The sequence below is a fragment of the Streptomyces canus genome (assembly GCF_030815415.1).
Classification (GTDB): domain Bacteria; phylum Actinomycetota; class Actinomycetes; order Streptomycetales; family Streptomycetaceae; genus Streptomyces; species Streptomyces canus_F.
Genome location: NZ_JAUSWW010000001.1, coordinates 3,120,399 through 3,140,798, shown reverse-complemented (window position 1 = coordinate 3,140,798; position 20,400 = coordinate 3,120,399). Strand labels below are relative to the sequence as shown.

The 20,400-nt window shown below is 71.2% G+C and carries 16 protein-coding genes; 13 read left to right on the top strand and 3 right to left on the bottom strand.

The features are described from left to right. Window positions 1-53 precede the first annotated feature (53 nt). From QF037_RS14285 to QF037_RS14265, 5 genes are all read left to right on the top strand, one after another. Window positions 54-1,973, top strand: a complete 1,920-nt coding sequence (locus QF037_RS14285) for a recombinase family protein (RefSeq protein ID WP_307025234.1) — start codon at window positions 54-56, stop codon at window positions 1,971-1,973. Window positions 1,974-2,177: 204 nt separating this feature from the next. After that, on the top strand, window positions 2,178-3,335 hold the full coding sequence (ispG, locus tag QF037_RS14280) for a flavodoxin-dependent (E)-4-hydroxy-3-methylbut-2-enyl-diphosphate synthase (RefSeq protein ID WP_266887357.1): 1,158 nt from the start codon (window positions 2,178-2,180) through the stop codon (window positions 3,333-3,335). A 230-nt stretch (window positions 3,336-3,565) separates the two neighbouring features. Then, window positions 3,566-4,414, top strand: a complete 849-nt coding sequence (locus QF037_RS14275; protein ID WP_307025232.1) for a GNAT family N-acetyltransferase — start codon at window positions 3,566-3,568, stop codon at window positions 4,412-4,414. 118 nt (window positions 4,415-4,532) lie between these two features. Continuing rightward, on the top strand, window positions 4,533-5,099 hold the full coding sequence (locus QF037_RS14270; RefSeq protein WP_307025230.1) for a GNAT family N-acetyltransferase: 567 nt from the start codon (window positions 4,533-4,535) through the stop codon (window positions 5,097-5,099). A gap of 295 nt (window positions 5,100-5,394) precedes the next feature. Next, entirely contained in the window at window positions 5,395-7,098 is a 1,704-nt protein-coding gene (locus tag QF037_RS14265; RefSeq protein ID WP_307025229.1) for a proline--tRNA ligase, read from the top strand. A gap of 140 nt (window positions 7,099-7,238) precedes the next feature. On the opposite strand, the gene QF037_RS14260 is transcribed toward QF037_RS14265, so the two are convergent. The 3 genes from QF037_RS14260 to QF037_RS14250 are packed head-to-tail and all read right to left on the bottom strand — an operon-like array spanning window position 7,239 to window position 9,160. Beyond that, window positions 7,239-8,138, bottom strand: coding sequence for an aminoglycoside phosphotransferase family protein (locus QF037_RS14260; RefSeq protein ID WP_307025227.1), 900 nt, complete (start codon window positions 8,136-8,138; stop codon window positions 7,239-7,241). Between the two features lie 27 nt (window positions 8,139-8,165). Then, on the bottom strand, window positions 8,166-8,642 hold the full coding sequence (locus QF037_RS14255; RefSeq protein WP_307025226.1) for a ferritin-like domain-containing protein: 477 nt from the start codon (window positions 8,640-8,642) through the stop codon (window positions 8,166-8,168). Next, entirely contained in the window at window positions 8,639-9,160 is a 522-nt protein-coding gene (locus tag QF037_RS14250; protein ID WP_307025224.1) for a hypothetical protein, read from the bottom strand. Before QF037_RS14250 ends, QF037_RS14255 begins: the two co-directional genes overlap by 4 nt. Window positions 9,161-9,375: 215 nt before the next feature. Between QF037_RS14250 and rimP the strand changes: the two genes are divergently transcribed. From rimP to QF037_RS14210, 8 genes are all read left to right on the top strand, one after another. Continuing rightward, complete coding sequence (gene rimP / locus QF037_RS14245; protein ID WP_307025222.1) at window positions 9,376-9,873, top strand: ribosome maturation factor RimP; 498 nt, start codon at window positions 9,376-9,378, stop codon at window positions 9,871-9,873. A 2-nt stretch (window positions 9,874-9,875) separates the two neighbouring features. Next, the gene (gene nusA, locus QF037_RS14240) at window positions 9,876-10,862 is read left to right on the top strand and encodes a transcription termination factor NusA (RefSeq protein WP_307025220.1); all 987 of its coding nucleotides are present in this window, start codon (window positions 9,876-9,878) and stop codon (window positions 10,860-10,862) included. 114 nt (window positions 10,863-10,976) lie between these two features. Beyond that, entirely contained in the window at window positions 10,977-11,258 is a 282-nt protein-coding gene (locus tag QF037_RS14235) for a YlxR family protein (RefSeq protein WP_095046730.1), read from the top strand. A gap of 163 nt (window positions 11,259-11,421) precedes the next feature. Continuing rightward, the gene (gene infB, locus QF037_RS14230; RefSeq protein WP_307025218.1) at window positions 11,422-14,559 is read left to right on the top strand and encodes a translation initiation factor IF-2; all 3,138 of its coding nucleotides are present in this window, start codon (window positions 11,422-11,424) and stop codon (window positions 14,557-14,559) included. Window positions 14,560-14,695: 136 nt separating this feature from the next. Then, complete coding sequence (locus QF037_RS14225) at window positions 14,696-14,989, top strand: DUF503 domain-containing protein (RefSeq protein WP_307025216.1); 294 nt, start codon at window positions 14,696-14,698, stop codon at window positions 14,987-14,989. Between the two features lie 47 nt (window positions 14,990-15,036). Continuing rightward, window positions 15,037-15,483: a 30S ribosome-binding factor RbfA gene (gene rbfA / locus QF037_RS14220; protein ID WP_307025214.1), complete on the top strand. Its 447-nt coding sequence runs from the start codon at window positions 15,037-15,039 to the stop codon at window positions 15,481-15,483. Further along, window positions 15,480-16,385: a tRNA pseudouridine(55) synthase TruB gene (gene truB, locus QF037_RS14215; RefSeq protein ID WP_307025213.1), complete on the top strand. Its 906-nt coding sequence runs from the start codon at window positions 15,480-15,482 to the stop codon at window positions 16,383-16,385. Before rbfA ends, truB begins: the two co-directional genes overlap by 4 nt. 245 nt (window positions 16,386-16,630) lie before the next feature. Beyond that, a complete protein-coding gene (locus QF037_RS14210) occupies window positions 16,631-20,272 on the top strand; it encodes a trypsin-like peptidase domain-containing protein (RefSeq protein ID WP_307025210.1) in 3,642 nt (1,213 codons plus the stop codon). Window positions 20,273-20,400: the final 128 nt, after the last annotated feature.

The following is a 20,400-nucleotide window of genomic DNA, read 5'->3' as shown; positions in this document are numbered from 1 at the left end:
ACCCCAGCGGTGCGCCAACACCCTGGGGTCTGGCCAGTCTGAAAGGGACTGACATGCAGCAAGGTACTGCGCTGTGCGCAGAAGACAAGGGCAGGAACTCCGAGGCCCCCGCTGTCGCCGCGTACATGCGGGTCTCGACAGCGGAGCAGAAACGAAAGTATGGAATTCCGGCTCAGGCCGATGCCATTCGGGCATTCTTGGAGCAGCGGCCGAACTGGCACCTCGCGGGATCCTGGGAAGACCTCGGTGAATCGGGTTCGACGGCTTCGAGGCCTGGACTCAATGAGCTGCTCGTGGGAATCGCCGCAGGCCGGGTGAATCTCGTTCTCGTTCATCGTCTTGACCGTCTGGCGCGGACGGAAGCTGCTATCTGGCGTTGTATCTGGCAAATCGAGGATGCCGGGGCGCGGGTCGAGTGCTGCACCGATCCTCTGGGCGAGTCGGGCGTTGAAAGGTGGCTCACTGTCGACCGGCTGGCACAGGCGGTGGAGGCGGACTACGGCCGTATCGTCGCCCGCACGCAGTTGGGTCGGCAGCTCAAGGCGGTCGACGGGGGCTGGCCGGGCGGTCCGGCGCCCTACGGTTACCGGATCAGTGGGAAGGGCGCCTTCGGATCGATTCTCGAGATCGACCCGACTGAGGCCGCCGTGGTGAGGCTCCTGGCGGACCTGGTGATCGAGGGTGGCCGCTCCGTCGCGGACATTGCCGAGGAGCTGAACCGACGTGGGTTTCTCACCCGCAGCGGAAAGCGTTGGACGGCGTCGAACCTCCACAGGCGACTCAAGAGCGCGGCGTTTCTCGGAGAGGCCGCCTTCCGCCGCTCCGATCAGCAGTGGGGCGGCCATTGCACGAGGCTCGATGGCGACGGGCGGCCTGTGTACGGCGAGAGCGTGGTGATCCCACTGCCTGCGATCCTCCCGGCGGACCGGTCCCGTGCCTTTCAGCAGGCGCTGGCCGAGCTGGCCCGGCCACGCAGGATTCCCTTGGGGGAGTACCCGCTCACCGGGCGCATCCAAGGGCCGTGCGGGCGGCCCTACGTCGGGTGCTTCCGCAGCAACGACGGGGTGCGGACGTACCGCTGTTCGGGATGGCAGGAAGCCGTCTCATGCGGCTGTATGTCTCTGCGTGCTGATCACGTCGAGGAACAGGTGATGCGGCACGTCAATGCTCTGCTGGCCGCTATGCCACGCCACCCTCGGCCGATGTCGTCGACGTCCTCCGAGGCGAGGACTCAGTTGAGCCGGCACCTTGAGCGGGTGAGATCACTGAAGGGCCTCGTCGCGCAGTGCGCGGAGGAACTGGAGGGATTGCAGGGCCAAACGCGGCAGAGTCGTGTTGTCGCGGCCGCGATGCGGCAGCTCGAATCGGAGAGGGAGATCTTCGAGCGGATCCTGGGCCATGCCCGGGACTGGCTGACGGAGCTGGAGGGTCGAGCCCACAAGGAGGCCCGGCTTGTCGATGTTCTGGGCACGGCGGCTCCGGACATCCGGGCTCTGTCGCACTACGACCAGCGTTGTCTGGTCGAGGAGCTGAGGGTGCGGGTCCGCATCGTGGATTCCGGGTTTCGGTACCGCGAGGGGACGAAGTGCTTGACCATTCAGTGGCACGAGCAGACGGGGGTGCTTGTGCCTCCCGACCCGTCCGACAGCCAGTGGGCTCGCATCGAGGAACTGCTCCGTTCCAGGTATGGAGCGCACCACTTTCGGTCGCCGTTGGACCTGCGGGCAGCTTTGGTGGGGATGCTGCACCGTCTGCGTACAGGAATCCTGTGGCGTGATCTTCCTGCGCGCTTCGGTGCTCCGGGGAAGGTGCGCCCCCGGCAGCGAGCCTGGCTGGCGGACGGCGTGTGGGCGGAGATCGTGGGGCTCCTGAACGGGGAAGGTGGGGGCACTCCTGTGTTGGGCTGTGAGACCGCTCCGGACTTGAGCATCCAGAGCGATCCGGGCTCGATCAACCTGGTGAGAATCTCCTAGTCATCCGGAGTTCATGGCGGCCCGGCACCGTGTGTGCCGGGCCGTCCTCGTTCGTGTGGGTCGACCGGTGATGGGGGTCCCCCCGCCGAGTGCATTCGAGGTGGGGAAGTGCTCGGGCCAGCGCTCGTGCCGTAATCTCGAAGCCTGGAGCCCACTGTTCCGTTGGCGCCGGACCTTGATCCACGACTTGGGGTTGCACAGCAGATGACTGCGATTTCTCTCGGCATGCCGTCCGTTCCGACCAGGGTTGCCGAGCGCCGGAAGAGCCGGCAGATCCAGGTCGGCACCGTGGCGGTGGGCGGAGACGCCCCGGTCTCGGTGCAGTCCATGACCACGACCCGTACGTCGGACATCGGCGCGACCCTCCAGCAGATCGCCGAGCTGACGGCCTCCGGCTGCCAGATCGTCCGCGTGGCCTGCCCCACGCAGGACGACGCCGACGCGCTCGCGACCATCGCCCGCAAGTCCCAGCTCCCGGTCATCGCGGACATCCACTTCCAGCCGAAGTACGTCTTCTCGGCCATCGAGGCCGGCTGCGCCGCGGTCCGGGTGAACCCCGGCAACATCAAGCAGTTCGACGACAAGGTCAAGGAGATCGCCAAGGCGGCGAAGGACCACGGCACCCCGATCCGCATCGGCGTGAACGCGGGCTCCCTGGACCGCCGCCTCCTCCAGAAGTACGGCAAGGCGACCCCCGAGGCCCTGGTCGAGTCGGCGCTGTGGGAGGCGTCCCTCTTCGAGGAGCACGACTTCCGGGACATCAAGATCTCGGTGAAGCACAACGACCCGGTCGTGATGATCGAGGCGTACAAGCAGCTCGCCGCCCAGTGCGACTACCCCCTCCACCTCGGCGTCACCGAGGCGGGCCCGGCGTTCCAGGGCACGATCAAGTCGGCGGTGGCGTTCGGCGCGCTGCTGTCCCAGGGCATCGGCGACACCATCCGCGTGTCGTTGAGCGCCCCTCCGGTCGAGGAGGTCAAGGTCGGCAACCAGATCCTGGAGTCCCTGAACCTCAAGCAGCGCGGCCTGGAGATCGTCTCCTGCCCGTCCTGCGGCCGTGCCCAGGTCGACGTCTACAAGCTGGCCGAAGAGGTCACGGCAGGCCTCACCGGCATGGAGGTCCCGCTGCGCGTCGCCGTCATGGGCTGTGTGGTGAACGGCCCCGGCGAGGCCCGGGAGGCCGACCTCGGCGTCGCCTCCGGCAACGGCAAGGGCCAGATCTTCGTCAAGGGCGAGGTCATCAAGACCGTCCCCGAGTCCAAGATCGTGGAGACCCTCATCGAGGAAGCCATGAAGCTGGCCGAGCAGATGGAGGCGGACGGCGTCGCATCGGGCGAGCCGTCGGTGGCGGTCGCGGGCTGACGGGTACTCGTCCCGGGGTGGGGCCGCAGGCCCCTCCAGGGGCGCGGGGAACTGCGCGACCACTCCACACGACCCGCAGCCGCCCCCGCACCGCAGCCCCCGAGCTCACAGGCGCCCGGCACCCCCGACGCCCCGCACCTGAAAACAACGGCACCCTCCACTGGGCGGCATGGCTCAGCTTCCGCAGGTACAGTGCGGAGATCAGCAGTCCCCAGTGTGAGGCCCCGCCCGTGTTGACCCAGACGACCTCCCGGGTCCTCGAACCGAGCGACCTGGACGCCGCGCTCGCCGTCCTCGACCGCGACCCGGTCGCGAACGCCTTCGTGACATCCCGCATACAGGTCGCCGGCCTCGACCCCTGGCGGCTCGGCGGCGAGATGTGGGGCTGGTACGAGGACGGCATGCTGACGTCCCTCTGCTACGCCGGCGCCAACCTGGTCCCCATCTGCGCCACCCCCCGAGCCGTCCGCGCCTTCGCCGACCGCGCCCGCAGGGCGGGCCGCCGCTGCTCCTCGATCGTCGGCCCGGCCGAACCCACCGCCGAACTCTGGCGCCTTCTCGAACCCAGCTGGGGCCCGGCCCGCGACGTCCGCCCGCGCCAGCCCCTCATGGTCACCGACCGCATGCCCACCGACATAGCCCCGGATCCCCACGTCCGCCGCGTGCGCAAGGACGAGATGGAGACGATCATGCCAGCGTGCGTGGCAATGTTCACCGAGGAGGTCGGCGTCTCCCCGCTGGCCGGCGACGGCGGCCTCCTCTACCAGGCGAGGGTCGCCGAACTCGTCGGTGCCGGCCGCTCGTTCGCCCGTATCGACGCCGACGGCAAGGTCGTCTTCAAGGCCGAGATCGGCGCGGCCACGACCCGGGCCTGCCAGATCCAGGGTGTGTGGGTGGCCCCCGAGTACCGGGGGAGGGGCCTGGCGGCCCCGGGCATGGCGGCGGTCCTGCGGTACGCGCTGGCGGACGTGGCCCCGGTGGTCAGTCTCTACGTCAACGACTTCAACACGTCGGCGAGAAGGACGTACCGGAGGGTGGGCTTCCAGGAGGTAGGCGCCTTCATGAGCGTCCTGTTCTGACAAGCCTTTTCTGGCAAATGCCCTTAGTGCAACGGCCGTAGGGGCGCGGGGAACTGCGCGACCAGCCACAACGAACCCGTACTCAGCCAACAACGCGCGCCCCCTATACGATCCCCACATGCGCTTCCCCGGTCACGGACACCGCCGCCAACCCGACGACATCGTGATCGGCCCTCTCGACCTCTCCACCCACGTCGACGAAGCCCTGGCCGTCCAAGCGGTAGCGTTCGGTCTCGGCGCCGACGAGGTGGCGGTCCGCCGCCAGATCGTCCTCCGCCACATGACCTACCCCGGCGCCCATGCCCTCGGCGCCACCTCGGCGGAGCGTCTCGTGGGCTTCGTCTACGGCATGCCCAACGACCGCACCCACTGGTGGTCCACGGTCGTGGAGCCCTATCTCCGCGCCCAGGGCCACGACAACTGGCTGGACGACTCCTTCGTGATCACGGAACTCCACGTCCACCCGCGCTACCAGAACCGCGGTGTGGGCCGTTCCCTGATCACCACCATCACGGACGGCGCCCGCGAACCCCGCTCGATCCTCTCCGCGATCGACACCGACAGCCCGGCCCGCGGCCTCTACCACTCCCTCGGCTACCAGGACCTGGCCCGCCAGGTCCTGTTCCCCAGCGCCCCGAAGCCGTACGCCGTGATGGGCGCCCCCCTCCCCTTGCGCCGCCGTTAGGGCCTGTCCGGCGGATCATGCCGGCGTCGCGGGGTCTGGCACGCACATCTGCCGCGTTGTCGTCACTCGCCGACTCCCCCACTCTCGGCTTCGCTCGAGCGGGGGGACCCCCATCGCGTCGACTCCCTCCTCCGCCTTGCAGCTGCACGCACCAGACCCCGCTCACCCGCGTCGACAAGTGCCGTTGCTTGCAGCCGGCCTGATCCGCCGGACAGGCCCTAACCGATTTCCGCCACAACCGGCCCCCCGGCTAACCTCCTAGCCATCACCCTTATCCGGCAGGAGTACGAGAACCATGGCCAACGCACCGGTCCAGCGCATGTCCCAGTTGATGGCGAAGACGCTGCGCGACGACCCGGCGGACGCCGAGGTCCTCAGCCACAAGCTCCTCGTCCGCGCCGGCTACGTCCGCCGCACCGCGGCCGGCATCTGGAGCTGGCTGCCCCTCGGTATGCGGGTCCTGCGCAATGTGGAACGGATCGTCCGTGAGGAGATGGACGCGATCGGCGCCCAGGAGGTGCTGCTCCCCGCCATCCTGCCGCGTGAGCCCTACGAGGCGACCGGCCGCTGGGAGGAGTACGGCCCCGAGCTGTTCCGCCTCCAGGACCGCAAGGGCGGCGACTACCTCCTCGGCCCGACCCACGAGGAGATCTTCACCCTGCTGGTGAAGGACCAGGCGTCCTCCTACAAGGACCTGCCGGTCATCCTCTACCAGATCCAGAACAAGTACCGGGACGAGGCCCGCCCGCGGGCCGGCGTGCTGCGCGGCCGCGAGTTCCTCATGAAGGACTCGTACTCCTTCGACACCGAGGACGAGGGCCTGGCCCAGTCCTACGCGCTGCACCGCCAGGCCTACCAGAAGATCTTCACGCGCCTCGGCCTCGACTACCGCATCTGCGCCGCCACCGCGGGCGCGATGGGCGGCTCCAAGTCCGAGGAGTTCCTCGCCCCGGCCGGCGCCGGCGAGGACACCTTCGCCGACTGCCCCAACTGCGACTTCGCGGCGAACACCGAGGCGATCTCGTACGAGCTCAAGCCCGTGGACGCCACCGACGTCCCCGTCGCCGAGGACATCCCGACCCCCGACACCCCCACCATCGAGACCCTCGCCGCCTCCCTCGGCGTCCCGGCCTCCGCCACCCTGAAGAACCTCCTCGTGAAGGTCGACGGCGAGATCGTCGCCGTCGGTGTCCCCGGTGACCGTGAGGTCGACATGGGCAAGGTCGAGGCGCACTTCGCCCCCGCGGTCGTCGAGATGGTCACCGAGGCGGACTTCGCGGGCCGCCCGGACCTGGTCCGTGGCTACGTCGGCCCGCAGGGGCTGGGCGAGAAGGTCACGTACATCGCCGACCCGCGCGTCGCCCCGGGCACCGCGTGGATCACGGGCGCCAACAAGGCGAACACGCACACCAAGAACGTCGTCGTGGGCCGTGACTTCGAGGTCGGCGAGTACGTCGACGTCGTGGTCGTCCAGGACGGCGACCCCTGCCCGAAGTGCGGCACCGGCCTCAAGCTGGACCGCGCCATCGAGATCGGCCACATCTTCCAGCTGGGCCGCAAGTACGCCGACGCCCTCAAGCTCGACGTCCTCGGCCAGCAGGGCAAGCCGGTCCGCGTGACCATGGGCTCCTACGGCATCGGCGTCACCCGCGCGGTCGCGGCCATCGCCGAGCAGAGCGCCGACGAGCAGGGCCTGTGCTGGCCCGCCGAGGTCGCCCCGGCCGACGTCCACGTCGTCGCCGCCGGCAAGGCCCTCCAGACCGAACTGGCCCTCGACGTCTCCGAGAAGCTGCGCGCGGCCGGCCTGCGGGTCCTGGTCGACGACCGGGCCGGCGTCTCCCCGGGCGTGAAGTTCACGGACGCCGAGCTGATCGGCGTACCGAAGATCCTCGTCGCGGGCCGCCGCTCCGCCGAGGGCGTCCTGGAACTCAAGGACCGCCGGACCGGCGAGCGCGAGGAGCTGACGGTGGACGAGGCGATCGCCCGCCTCAGCGCATAAAGAACCTCAGATCGTTCCCCGACCGTAGGACATGCCAGAACGTCACTACGGGCGGGGAACGGTCATGGGGACGTTACCGGCCAGGAGGTCCAGTGCGTCGCAACTCCGGGCCGACCGACCCACCCAGGGGCACTCAACCCCTAAAGCCACCCGGCGAACTCCAGCAACAACTCAGCGTCCTGAAGCCGACCCACCCGCCGCGCCCGCACCCCGGACTCCACGGCCCGGAACAGCGTCCATCCCCGCAACCGCTCCTGATCCACATCCAACGATTCGGCAAGCCGCTTGATCCGCCGCCGGGTGATGGCCGCCCCCGACGGCTGAGCAATCAAGTCCTCGACCCGATCCCGCACCAGCCGAGCCAGATCGAACGCACACTCCCCGACCACCGGATCCGGCCCCACGGCAAGCCACGGCGACCGCTCCGCCGCCAGCACCTTGCTCTGCCGAAACGTCCCGTGCAGCAACCGCGACTCCGGCGGAGCCACCAGCAACTCCTCACGGGCAGTCAGAGCCGCACTCACGAGATCGGCCACATCCGCGCCCGCGCCCGCCCGCATCGCCTCGGCCTGCCGCCCGGTCCGCTCGGCCACCGTCTCGAAGACCTGGGCGCTCCCGTCGACAGGTGGCTCCACCCACAACCGGCGCAACGTGCCCGCCGCCTCCAGCAGCGCCTTCGCCTCCGGCAACGAGCGCACCGACACATCGGGATGCAGCCGCTCCAGCAGCAGCACCCCCTCGGTCACCGGCTCGTCGAGCAACTGCACCGCACCGAGCCCGCCCCAGTGCGCCAGCGCCGCCCGCTCGGCCTCCGGCCGGGACCGCGGCGGGGCCAGCTTGAGCACGGCGGGGGTGCCGTCGGACCGCCGGACCAGGACGACGAGGCTGCTGCGGCCGCCCGGCACCTGCACCCGCTCCACGGTCGACTCGCGTAGCGCGACGGCCTGCCGAGCCGCCTCGGGCAGCTTCTCCAGCCAGCCGTCTCCGGGTGCCGTCTCACCGAGCGCCCTCACCAGACGCGGTGGCGGTTCGAAAGCCATACGCGAGCAGTTCCCTTCCCGTACCCGTTACGCCGTGGGTGTCGCCGAAGTCGGCGGGGCCGACGCGGTCGCCGCCCGTTCGGCGAGACCAGGGAAGGCTACGCTCTCCCCGCGCCAGCGCACCGCGCGCACCGCCGCCTCCCGCAGCGCCTCGGCGGCCATGGAGCGCCGCCCGTCCACGGTTGCCCGCACCAGGTCGGAGTACACCCCGGCGACCCGGTCCTCCAGCTCGCCGGCCAGCCGCACGGCCGCGTCCGAGTCCGGCACCGGGAACGGCAGCGCGTAACCCGCCGCCGCTGCCGCCGGGGTGCCGCCCAGATCACGCACCTCACGGGCGAGCGCGTCGCGCCGGGCGCGATGGGCGTCGTACGCCGACTTCGCCTCGGTACGCCGCCCCTCACGGATCCGCCCGCCGACGACCCCGTACCCGTACACGGCGGCATGTTCGGCCGCCAGCGCCGCCTGGAGCGCGGCCAGCTCACGCTTGTCCTGCTCGTCGCTCACTTCGCCGCCTCCGTCAGCAGATACGCGTGGGCCGCCCCGGCCGCCGCCACGGAGGCCAGCAGCCGGGCCAGCTCGCCCGGCACCTCGAGGAGCGACTTCGCCCGTGCGTCCGCGAGCGACCGCTCGGCCGTGGCGAGCCCGGCGAGGGCGTCCTTCTCGGTGCCGGGTACGACGGAGGGGGCGGGGGAGCCGACGGTGGGCGACGCCGAACCGGTCGCCGCCGGCGTACCGCCGAACGCCTCCACATGCCGCACGGCCTCCGCCCGCAGCACCCCCAGCCGCTCGGCGAGCCCCGGGTACGCGGCGATCACCGCGTCGTACCGCTCGACGATCCCCCGGCTGTCCCGCGCCGCACGCGTGCGTGCCCGCTCGGCGACCGACGGACTGCCTCCGGTGCTCTCCTCGGTCTCCTCGGACCCGGAGGAGCAGCCCACCAGCAGGGCGGCACCGGCGGCCGAGGCGAGGAGGGTTCTTCGGCGCGGCCCCGAGGGGGTGCGCGGCGGCGGGGGGTACGGCACGGCAGTCGTCCTCGGGGGGCTCGTACGAACACATGGGCGGGAAGGCGGCCCGCCGGTGATCACGGTACCCGCGCCCCGGTCCACACCCCCTCATCGGCACCGTGGCGGACCCCCGGTCGCCGCAGGGTGGACGGCAACACACCTTTGGAGCGGATACCCTTTGACCAGACACGCGACCTACCCACAACAGCACACGCGGCCGAGGAGTCACCCGGATGAGCACCACCCAGAGCGAGAGGCTGCGAGAGCTCCTGGAACCGCTCGTCAGCTCCCAGGGTCTGGATCTGGAAGAGATCTCAGTGGACTCCGTAGGACGGAAGCGGCTGCTCAGTGTCGTCGTCGACTCCGACACCGGGGCGGACCTGGACCAGATCGCCGATGTGAGCCGCGCGCTCTCGGCGAAGCTCGACGAGACGAACGCGATGGGCGAGGGTGAGTACACCCTGGAGGTCGGCACCCCGGGCGCGGAGCGCCCCCTCAAGGAGCACCGGCACTATGTGCGCGCCGTGGGCCGGCTGGTGAAGTTCCAGCTGACCGAGGGTGGCGAAGTGGTCGCGCGGATCCTCGAGGTCGACGACGAGGGTCTGGACGTCGAGGTGCCCGGAGTCAAGGGCCGCAAGGCCACCAGCCGCAGACTCGCCTTCGCCGACATCGACAGGGCGCGCGTGCAGGTCGAGTTCAACCGCAAGGACAAGAAGGAAGAGGAGGCGTAGCCGTGGACATCGACATGAGTGCCCTGCGGGGCTTGGTACGGGAGAAGGAGATCTCCTTCCCCCTGCTGGTCGAGGCGATCGAGTCGGCCCTCCTCATCGCCTACCACCGCACCGAGGGAAGCCGCCGCCACGCGCGCGTGGAGCTCAACCGGGAAACCGGCCACGTGACGGTGTGGGCGAAGGAGGACCCCGAGGACCTCGAGGAGGGCCAGGAGGCCCGCGAGTTCGACGACACCCCGTCCGGCTTCGGCCGTATCGCCGCCACCACCGCCAAGCAGGTCATCCTGCAGCGGCTGCGCGACGCCGAGGACGACGCGACGCTCGGCGAGTACGCCGGCCGTGAGGGCGACATCGTCATGGGCATGGTCCAGCAGGGCCGTGACCCGAAGAACGTGCTCGTGGACATCGGCAAGCTGGAGGCCATCCTGCCGGTGCAGGAGCAGGTCCCCGGCGAGACGTATCAGCACGGCATGCGGCTTCGGTCGTACGTCGTGCGGGTGGCGAGGGGTGTGCGCGGTCCGTCCGTCACGCTGTCGCGCACACATCCCAATCTGGTGAAGAAGCTCTTCGCCCTGGAGGTGCCGGAGATCGCCGACGGTTCGGTGGAGATCGCCGCCATCGCGCGTGAGGCCGGTCACCGGACGAAGATCGCCGTACGGTCCACCCGTTCCGGACTGAACGCCAAGGGTGCCTGCATCGGCCCCATGGGCGGGCGGGTGCGCAACGTCATGGGTGAGCTGAACGGCGAGAAGATCGACATCGTCGACTGGTCGGACGACCCGGCCGAGATGGTGGCGAACGCGCTCTCCCCGGCCCGGGTCTCCAAGGTGGAGGTCGTCGACCTCGCGGCCCGCTCCGCGCGCGTGACGGTGCCGGACTACCAGCTGTCGCTGGCGATCGGCAAGGAAGGGCAGAATGCCCGGCTTGCGGCTCGTCTGACCGGCTGGCGGATCGACATCCGTCCGGACATCGAGCAGCCGAGCGAATAGGTCCCGGATCACGATCGGGAATAGATCTCGGCCCACGAGGGCTGAGATCACGACAACAACCGTTCGATCTCTGCCCCGAAGGGGTGAGGTCGCTACGGGGAGGTAGACTTAGCAGTGTCTGGCCGGACGCACGCCCGTGCATGCCCTGAACGCACCTGTGTGGGGTGCAGGCAGCGAGCGGCCAAGACCGATCTGCTGCGTACCGTGGCGATCAAGGACGCATGCGTCCCCGATCCTCGCGGTACGCTGCCCGGCCGGGGCGCCTACGTGCACCCCGCCCTGGTCTGTCTCGACCAGGCGGTACGCCGCCGGGCGTTCACGCGGGCGCTTCGCGCCCCGGGAGCGCTCGACGTAAAGGCGTTGCGCCAGTACGTCGAGCAGACAGACAGTTGCTGAGCAGGCAACACCGCAAGGAGCGTCGCACGGAACCCCCGTGCGGCCCTGGTACCCCGCGAGTTGGAAGTAGGTCGAGATTGCGATGAGCACTCGATGAGCACGCGATGAGTACGCCCATGAAGTAGCGACGGTCCGGACGCAACCCGGACCTAAAAGGAGCGAAGTGGCTAAGGTCCGGGTATACGAACTCGCCAAGGAGTTCGGGGTGGAGAGCAAGGTCGTCATGGCCAAGCTCCAAGAACTCGGTGAATTTGTCCGTTCGGCGTCTTCGACCATCGAAGCGCCCGTCGTCCGTAAATTGACGGACGCCCTTCAGCAGGGCAACGGAGGCGGCAAGCCCGCCCCCGCCCGCAAGGCCGCACCGGCCAAGCCGGGTGCCCCCTCTCCGGCGCAGGCTGCCCGTCCGGCCGCCCCGCGCCCGCCGGCCCCCAAGCCGGCCGTTGCCGAGACGCCCGCGGCTCCCGCCGCGTCGGCCGCTCCCGGCCCCCGTCCCACTCCGGGCCCGAAGCCCGCGCCGCGCCCCGCGCCGGCGTCACCGGCTCCGACCACGCCCGAGTTCACGGCACCCCCGGCGGCCCCCGCCGCGCCGCCGGCCTCCCAGGGCTCCGCCCCGCGTCCGGGCGCCCCGCGTCCGGCCGGCCAGCAGGCTCCGCGTCCGGGTGCTCCCCGTCCCGCCGGTGGCCCCGGTCAGGGCGGCCAGGGTCGCGACCGCGGCGATCGCGGCGACCGTCCGGGCGCCCCGCGTCCGGGTGGCCAGGCCTCGCGTCCCGGTGCCCGTCCGGCCGGTCCCCGTCCGGGCAACAACCCCTTCACCTCTGGTGGCTCCACCGGCATGGCGCGCCCGCAGGCGCCCCGTCCGGGCGGCGCCCCGCGTCCCGGTGGCCAGGGTGGCCCCGGTGACCGTCCCGGCGGCGCCCCGCGTCCGCAGGGCCAGGACCGTGGCCCCCGTCCCCAGGGCGCGGCGGGCGGTGCCCGTCCGGCCGCTCCGGGCGGCGCTCGTCCCTCCCCGGGCGGCATGCCCCGTCCGCAGGGCGGCGCTCCGCGTCCCGGCGGCGGCCCGCGTCCGAACCCGGGCATGATGCCGCAGCGTCCGGCTGCCGGCCCGCGTCCCGGTGGCGGTGGCCCCGGCGGCCGCGGTCCCGGTGGCGGCGGCGGTCGTCCCGGCGGTGCCGGCGGCGGTCGTCCGGGTGGCGGCGGCTTCGCCGGTCGTCCCGCCGGTCCCGGTGGCGGTGGCGGCGGCTTCGCCGGTCGTCCGGGTGGTCCCGGTGGCGGCGGTGGCGGTTTCGCCGGTCGTCCGGGTGGTCCCGGTGGTCCCGGCGGCGGTGGCCGTCCCGGCTTCGGCGGTCGCCCGGGTGGTCCCGGTGGCCGTGGTGGCACGCAGGGCGCCTTCGGTCGTCCCGGCGGTCCCGCGCGTCGTGGTCGCAAGTCGAAGCGGCAGAGGCGCCAGGAGTACGAGGCCATGCAGGCCCCGTCGGTCGGCGGCGTGATGCTGCCTCGCGGCAACGGACAGGCCGTCCGTCTGTCGCGCGGTGCGTCGCTCACCGACTTCGCCGAGAAGATCGGTGCCAACCCGGCATCGCTCGTCGGCGTGATGATGAACCTCGGCGAGATGGTCACTGCCACGCAGTCCGTCTCCGACGAGACGCTGAAGCTCCTCGCGGACGAGATGAACTTCATCCTCGAGATCGTCAGCCCGGAGGAGGAGGACCGCGAGCTTCTCGAGTCCTTCGACATCGAGTTCGGCGAGGACGAGGGCGACGAGGAAGACCTGGTGGTCCGTCCGCCCGTCGTCACCGTCATGGGTCACGTCGACCACGGTAAGACCCGCCTTCTCGACACCATCCGCAAGACGAACGTCGTCGCGGGCGAGGCCGGCGGTATCACGCAGCACATCGGTGCGTACCAGGTCGCGACCGAGGTCAACGGCGAAGAGCGCAGGATCACCTTCATCGACACCCCGGGTCACGAGGCGTTCACCGCCATGCGTGCCCGTGGTGCCAAGTCGACCGACATCGCGATCCTCGTGGTGGCGGCCAACGACGGTGTGATGCCCCAGACGATCGAGGCGCTGAACCACGCCAAGGCGGCCGAGGTGCCGATCGTGGTCGCGGTGAACAAGATCGACGTCGAGGGCGCGGACCCGACCAAGGTGCGCGGTCAGCTCACCGAGTTCGGTCTGGTGGCCGAGGAGTACGGCGGCGACACGATGTTCGTCGACATCTCCGCCAAGCAGGGCCTCAACATCGAGAGCCTGCTGGAGGCCGTGGTCCTCACCGCGGACGCCTCGCTCGACCTGCGGGCCAACCCGGAGCAGGACGCGCAGGGTATTGCGATCGAGTCCCACCTCGACCGCGGCCGCGGTGCCGTCTCGACGGTCCTGGTCCAGCGCGGCACGCTGCGCATCGGCGACACGATGGTGGTCGGCGACGCGTACGGCCGTGTCCGGGCGATGCTCGACGACAACGGCAACAACGTCGAGGAAGCGGGTCCGTCGACCCCCGTCCTGGTCCTGGGTCTCACCAACGTCCCCGGCGCCGGCGACAACTTCCTGGTCGTCGACGAGGACCGCACGGCACGTCAGATCGCCGAGAAGCGGGCGGCGCGCGAGCGCAACGCCAACTTCGCCCGGCGTGGAGTCCGGTTCTCCCTGGAGAACCTGGACGAGGCCCTCAAGGCCGGTCTGGTGCAGGAACTCAACCTCATCATCAAGGGCGACGCGTCCGGTTCGGTGGAGGCTCTCGAGTCCTCGCTGCTCCAGCTCGACGTCGGCGACGAGGTCGACATCCGTGTCCTGCACCGCGGTGTGGGTGCGGTCACCGAGTCCGACATCAACCTGGCGACCGGCTCCGACGCCATCGTCATCGGCTTCAACGTCCGCGCTGCGGGCCGCGCGGCGCAGATGGCGGAGCGCGAGGGCGTCGACGTCCGGTACTACTCGGTGATCTACCAGGCCATCGAGGAGATCGAGGCGGCCCTCAAGGGCATGCTCAAGCCGGAGTACGAGGAGGTCGAGCTCGGCACGGCGGAGATCCGCGAGGTCTTCAAGTCGTCCAAGCTGGGCAACATCGCCGGTGTCCTGGTCCGCTCGGGCGAGGTCAAGCGCAACACGAAGGCTCGACTCGTCCGCGACGGCAAGGTCATCGCGGAGAACCTCAACATCTCCGGTCTGCGTCGCTTCAAGGACGACGTCACCGAGATCCGCGAAGGGTTCGAGGGCGGTATCAACCTCGGCAACTTCAACGACATCAAGGTCGACGACGTCATCGCGACGTACGAGATGCGCGAGAAGCCGCGCGGCTGATTGTCGTAGCACGCGATCGGGGCCGATCGGCGGACGTAATATCCGTCGATCGGCCCCGGCCGTTGCGTGTACGGTTCCTGTATCGGCGTCGACGCGGCGCCCATACCCCGAACCGGCGGGACATCCGGACACACACATGTATGTGGGGACTCTGTCCTTCGACCTGCTCCTCGGCGACGTTCACTCGCTCAAGGAGAAACGCTCTCTCGTCCGTCCGATCGTGGCCGAGCTCCAGCGCAAGTACGCGGTGAGCGCGGCGGAGACGGGCCATCAGGATCTCCATCGCAGGGCCGAGATCGGGCTGGCGATGGTCTCCGGGGACACCGCACACCTCACCGACGTACTGGACCGCTGTGAGCGGCTGGTCGCCGGGCGGCCCGAGGTGGAACTGCTCTCGGTTCGACGCAGACTCCACGGCGACGAAGACTGAAGCGACGAAGACTCAGCAAGAAGCAAGACACTTAAGGAGACGGACCAGTGGCCGACAACGCGCGGGCGAAGAGGCTGGCGGACCTCATCCGAGAGGTGGTGGCCCAGAAGCTGCTGCGCGGGATCAAGGACCCGCGGCTCGGCTCACACGTCACCATCACGGACACCCGGGTCACGGGTGACCTCCGGGAGGCGACCGTCTTCTACACGGTGTACGGGGACGACGAGGAGCGCGCGGCCGCGGCCGCCGGTCTGGAGAGCGCCAAGGGCGTGCTGCGTTCCGCGGTGGGTGCGGCGGCCGGTGTGAAGTTCACGCCGACGCTGACCTTCGTGGCGGACGCGCTGCCCGACACCGCCAAGACCATCGACGACCTCCTCGACAAGGCGCGCCAGTCCGACGAGAAGGTGCGCGAGGTCTCGGCCGGAGCCGCCTACGCCGGTGAGGCGGACCCGTACAAGAAGCCGGGTGAAGACGAGGACGACACCGCCGAATGACACAGAAGAACCAGACGCCCGACGGGCTTGTCATCGTCGACAAGCCGTCGGGCTTCACTTCGCACGACGTCGTCGCCAAGATGCGCGGGATCGCGAGGACCCGCCGCGTCGGACACGCCGGCACCCTCGACCCGATGGCGACCGGTGTGCTCGTCCTCGGCGTCGAGAAGGCGACCAAGCTCCTCGGACACCTCGCGCTCACCGAGAAGGAGTACCTGGGCACGATCCGCCTGGGCCAGACGACCCTGACCGATGACGCCGAGGGCGAGATCACGGGAGCGGCAGACGCCTCGAAGGTCACCCGGGACGCCATCGACGCGGGGATCGCCAAGCTGAGCGGCGACATCATGCAGGTGCCGTCCAAGGTCAGCGCCATCAAGATCGACGGTGTGCGCTCCTACAAGCGGGCGCGTGAGGGCGAGGAGTTCGAGATCCCCGCCCGGCCCGTCAAGATCTCGTCCTTCGCGGTGTACGACGTCCGGGACGCCGTCGCCGAGGACGGCACGCCCGTGATGGATCTGGTCGTCTCGGTGGTCTGCTCGTCCGGTACGTACATCCGGGCGCTGGCCCGGGACCTGGGCGCGGACCTGGGCGTGGGCGGCCATCTCACCGCTCTGCGGCGCACGCGGGTCGGCCCGTACAAGCTGGACGCGGCCAAGACGCTGGAGCAGCACCAGCAGGAGCTGACGGTGATGCCGATCGCCGAGGCGGCCGCGGCCGCGTTCCCGCGCTGGGACGTGGACGAGAGGCGGGCCCGGCTGCTCGCCAACGGCGTACGCCTGGAGATGCCCGACGAGTACACGGGCCGCGGCACCATCGCCGTCTTCGCCCCCGAGGGCCGACTGCTGGCCCTCGTGGAGGAACAGAAGGGCAAGGCGAAGAGCCTCGCCGTCTTCGGCTAGGGCAGGTCCTAGGACGCTCCGTCCGTGGAGCGGCGGGCACGGAGTTGTCCGCCGCTCCACGGTCCCCCCTCGGTTCCCCCACCCCTAGGGTGTATCCATCGACTCCCTCCCATTCACCCGTGCGGGCAGGCGCTCGGAGTGAAGCGGGGGAGCGGACGGGGGCGCGTTCACCGCGCGATCTGTCCCGCCGATCACCTGGTGCCTACCGTCGAAGACAGGGCAGGGCACGGCGGGGAGGTTCGACCATGGCGGGACGGGGCCCGCGGACTGCGGGCGACCGCCGACGCGCGGGTGACAGCGAGCACCACGCGTCCTTGGGCACGGCTTCCGGGCCGGGACACGCACGCGACGAATCCCTTGTCCGGATCCACGATCTGGCCGGCCGCCCCCGGGGCACCGGCTTCGTGGCCGACCACCACGGCACCGTGATCACCAGCCACGAGGCCGTCGACGGACTGCCGAGGCTGCTGCTCTACGCCACCGAGGACCGCCACTGCGTGGTGACCGCCGACGCGGTGACCGCCCTGCCCGAGCTGAACCTGGCGCTCGTACGGACCGAGGGGCTCGGCGTCGAACCGCTCCCCGTCACCGTGCGGGACCGGATCGAGACCGGTGCCTATGTGCGGATCGCCGCCGGGTGCTGGCGTGAGGCGAGGGTGCTCGGCGCGACTGCCGTGACGTACACCGCGACGGATCGCTTCCATCTCCTGGACGGCGCACTGGAGTTGGCGATCGGCACGGCCGGGCGGGACGCGCTGCGGCTGGGCGGCGGGGCGGCCGGCGGACCGGTGCTCGACGCCGCGACCGGCGCGGTGATCGGCGTCCTCGGCACCGCGCTGCAGGGCGGCGGCCGTGACGCTGGGTTCGCCGTCCCCCTGCTCCCGGCACCGCCCGGCCCGCTCGCCGAACTCCTCGCCGAGAACGCGGCGACCGTCCCCGCGTACGGCGTGGACCTCAACCTCGCGGGCGTACGGGAACTGACGGCGACGTCGGTGGGCCAGGACGGCCCGCCGGGCGCGCTCGCGGGCTACGTCGGCCGGGCGAGCACCGGCACCCCAGGAACGGTGACACCGGTCCAACGGGCGGCCACGGCAGCGGAGTTCGCGGCCTTCACCGACGGCCCGGCCGCCGTCCTCGCCCTCGTCGGACCACCCGGCAGCGGCCGTACGACAGAACTCGCGTCCCTCGCAACCCGCCGCAACCGGGGTGCCCGACCCGGCCCGGCCCTGTGGCTGCGCGGCGCCGATCTGAGGGACGACGACACCTCGGTCGCGGACGCGGCACGCAGGGCGCTGACCCGGGCGGCACGGATCGTCGCCGCGTCGCGCTCGGTACACGTCGCCGACCTGGGCGATGTCACCCCTGAGCGGCTGGCCCGGCTCGCCCACACCGACGGCCGCCCCCTGCTCCTCCTCCTCGACGGCCCCGAGGAGATGCCACCCGTCCTGGCCCACCGCCTCACGGAATGGACCGACGGCACGGCGACATGGCTGCGTCAGACGAAGGCACGACTGGTGGTGGCGTGCCGGGAAGAGTACTGGGAGCGGGCGGGGGAGGGGTTCCCGGGAGGAATGCTGCACAGCCCGCAGGCTCAGTCACCCTCAGCCCGTCTGGGGGTACCCCCTCTGGGGGAGTTTGAGGACGAGGCCGTTCACGCCGAAGGGGGGCCTGGGGGCGCAGCCCCCAGGGATGGGAAGGGGAGGGGCGCAGGGGGCGAGAAACCGCCCTGCGTCCACCTTGCCGACCTGCACGAGGACGAAGCCCGCCAAGCCCGGGCCCGCTACGGCATCCCCGAGGACGCCCTCACGGACACCGACGCCCGCCACCCCCTCACCCTGCGCCTCCTCTCCGAGGTCCGAGCCGCCCTCCCCGACACCGGCACCCCCGGCACCCCCGCCACCCGCGCGGACCGCCACGACGTCTTCGCCGCCCACCTCGACCTGATGTGCCTCCGCATCGCCGTCCGCCTCGCCGCCGAGAACGGCCTGCGCGGCACCGCCGTACGCCGCCTCGCCGCAAAGGTCTCCGGCCAGGTGCACGAGGCCGCCCGCCGCAGCCTCGGCCCGGGCCAGGGCGAACTGGACCGCGAGTCGTTCGAGACGGTGTTCCCCTGGGGCCAGGCCTCCGCCCGGCTCGGCGGCGGCACCGGCTGGGCGTCCGCCGTCCTCACCGAGGGCCTCCTTGTCCCCGCAGGCAACGGCTACCGCTTCGCCCACGAGGAACTCGCCGACTGGATCCAGGGCATGCACCTCGACCTGGACGAGGCCCTGCGCGCCCTGGTCCACCGCCGCAGCCCGCATCCCCTCCCGGTGCCGCACCACCGCATCGGCCCGGTCGTCCAGGCCCTGCTCCTCCAGTCCCGCCAGCACGGCACCCCCCGACTCGCCCTCCGCCTGGAGGAGTTGATCCAGGCTCTGGACGCCGACCCCGACTCCTGGTGGGCCGCCCGACTCCTCGCCGAGTCCCTGCTCCGCGTACCCGACGCGACGCCGTACACGGGCGTACTGCGCCTGCTCGCGGACCGCGTGGTGGACTGGCGACGCCAAGGACGCGAGCAGGAGCTCGACCAACGCCCCGTCCGGGCCGCCGAGTTCGCCCCCGACTTCTGGCTCGCCCTGGCTCTGCCCCCGATCACCCTCTTCGACCTGCTCCGCCGTCTCGTCCTCGCCGACGGCCCCGCGCACGACACGGCCCCCCGCTTCCTGGACGCGGCCTCCGGGCTGCTCGCCGCCGACCCCACCGCCGTATCACCGCATCTGACGTGCTGGTTCGACGACGAGCGCCCGCTGCCCGCCACCCCGCACGCGACCGTCGCGAAGGCCGCGCAGGCGCTGCTGCACACCCACCGGCGGCTGGCCCTCGACGACCTCACCGAGGTGCTCGTCGACTGCGCGCACCGGCGGGCCGACGAACTGCTCACCGTGCTCGCGGAGGACGAACCGTCGGCGGTGTGCCGGGCCGTGGACCGATGGGCGCACGACGAACGCCCCGACCGGCGGGTCGCGGCGGTGGCGTACGGCCTGTGCGCCGCCCCGCACGTGAGAACGGAGGCCGACCGCGAGCTGCTGCGCTACGCCGCCCTCACCCTGCTCGCCCGCCCCGCCGACTGCACCCTGCACGGCGGTGCGCTCGCCCTCCTCGTCCGCGATCCCCGCACGCGTGCCCGTCATCTCCCGCAAGCCCTCGGCCACTTCATGGCCGGCGACCCGCAGTTCCCGCCGAGTGCGCTGGTCGCCGCCCTGGCCACGCACCCGGAGCCGGTCCTCGACGCCTTCCGCGCCCGGCTGCGCCGCCCCGGCGCCGGAGCGGTCCTGCGTACCCTCGCCGACGTCACCACGCCCACGCAGGCCCGCCGGATCGCCGGGCTCGTGCGGGAGGCGGTGGAGCAGCGTCCGGAGACCGCGGCGGACATGGCCGCGTACGTCGACCGGCGCCTGGACCAGGGGCCGGGGGCGCGGGCGGTACTCCTCCCGCTGGTCACCGGCCTGCTGGACGGCGGCTCGGAGGAGGCGCGGGCCGCCCTCGCCGCCGTACTGGCCACCCCCGGCACCCCCGCCTCCCGCCCCCTCCGTCGAGAACTGCTCGAATTCCTGCTGAGCCACGAGCACGCGCCCGCCGTCCTGGACGCCCTCCTGCGCGCCGCCGCCCGCCACCCCGACGACGGACTGCGCGAACTCGTCCACCGCACCGGCCTTCTCCTCGTCCGCACCCCGGAGGGTGCGGCCCGTTTCGACCGTGGCCTGGTCGATCTCGGCCGTCAGGTGCCGGGTTTCGCGGCGCAGGTGGCGGGCTGGCTGGCCGGCGCTCCGCAGCACTGGGCGGCCGTGGTCGGCCCCAGTACCCGCCGGATGATCGAGAACCTGGCAGGCGTCCGCGTCCCCGCCTGACCCGCCCGTCCTACGTGCGTCGAGTCACAGCGCCCATGCCGATGCGGGCCGGAGCGACGCGGCATGGCACCCTTAGTCCTGCGTAAGAGATAAGCCGTACATACGGACACAGGTTCGACGAGGAGCGG

Excerpts from the sequence above, each read along its gene's own strand:
- QF037_RS14285 (WP_307025234.1), top strand. The coding sequence starts at position 54 with ATGCAGCAAGGTACTGCGCTGTGCGCAGAAGACAAGGGCAGGAACTCC.
- ispG (WP_266887357.1), top strand. The coding sequence starts at position 2,178 with ATGACTGCGATTTCTCTCGGCATGCCGTCCGTTCCGACCAGGGTTGCC.
- QF037_RS14270 (WP_307025230.1), top strand. The coding sequence starts at position 4,533 with ATGCGCTTCCCCGGTCACGGACACCGCCGCCAACCCGACGACATCGTG.
- QF037_RS14265 (WP_307025229.1), top strand. The coding sequence starts at position 5,395 with ATGGCCAACGCACCGGTCCAGCGCATGTCCCAGTTGATGGCGAAGACG.
- QF037_RS14260 (WP_307025227.1), bottom strand. The coding sequence starts at position 8,138 with ATGGCTTTCGAACCGCCACCGCGTCTGGTGAGGGCGCTCGGTGAGACG.
- rimP (WP_307025222.1), top strand. The coding sequence starts at position 9,376 with ATGAGCACCACCCAGAGCGAGAGGCTGCGAGAGCTCCTGGAACCGCTC.
- QF037_RS14225 (WP_307025216.1), top strand. The coding sequence starts at position 14,696 with ATGTATGTGGGGACTCTGTCCTTCGACCTGCTCCTCGGCGACGTTCAC.
- truB (WP_307025213.1), top strand. The coding sequence starts at position 15,480 with ATGACACAGAAGAACCAGACGCCCGACGGGCTTGTCATCGTCGACAAG.
- QF037_RS14210 (WP_307025210.1), top strand. The coding sequence starts at position 16,631 with ATGGCGGGACGGGGCCCGCGGACTGCGGGCGACCGCCGACGCGCGGGT.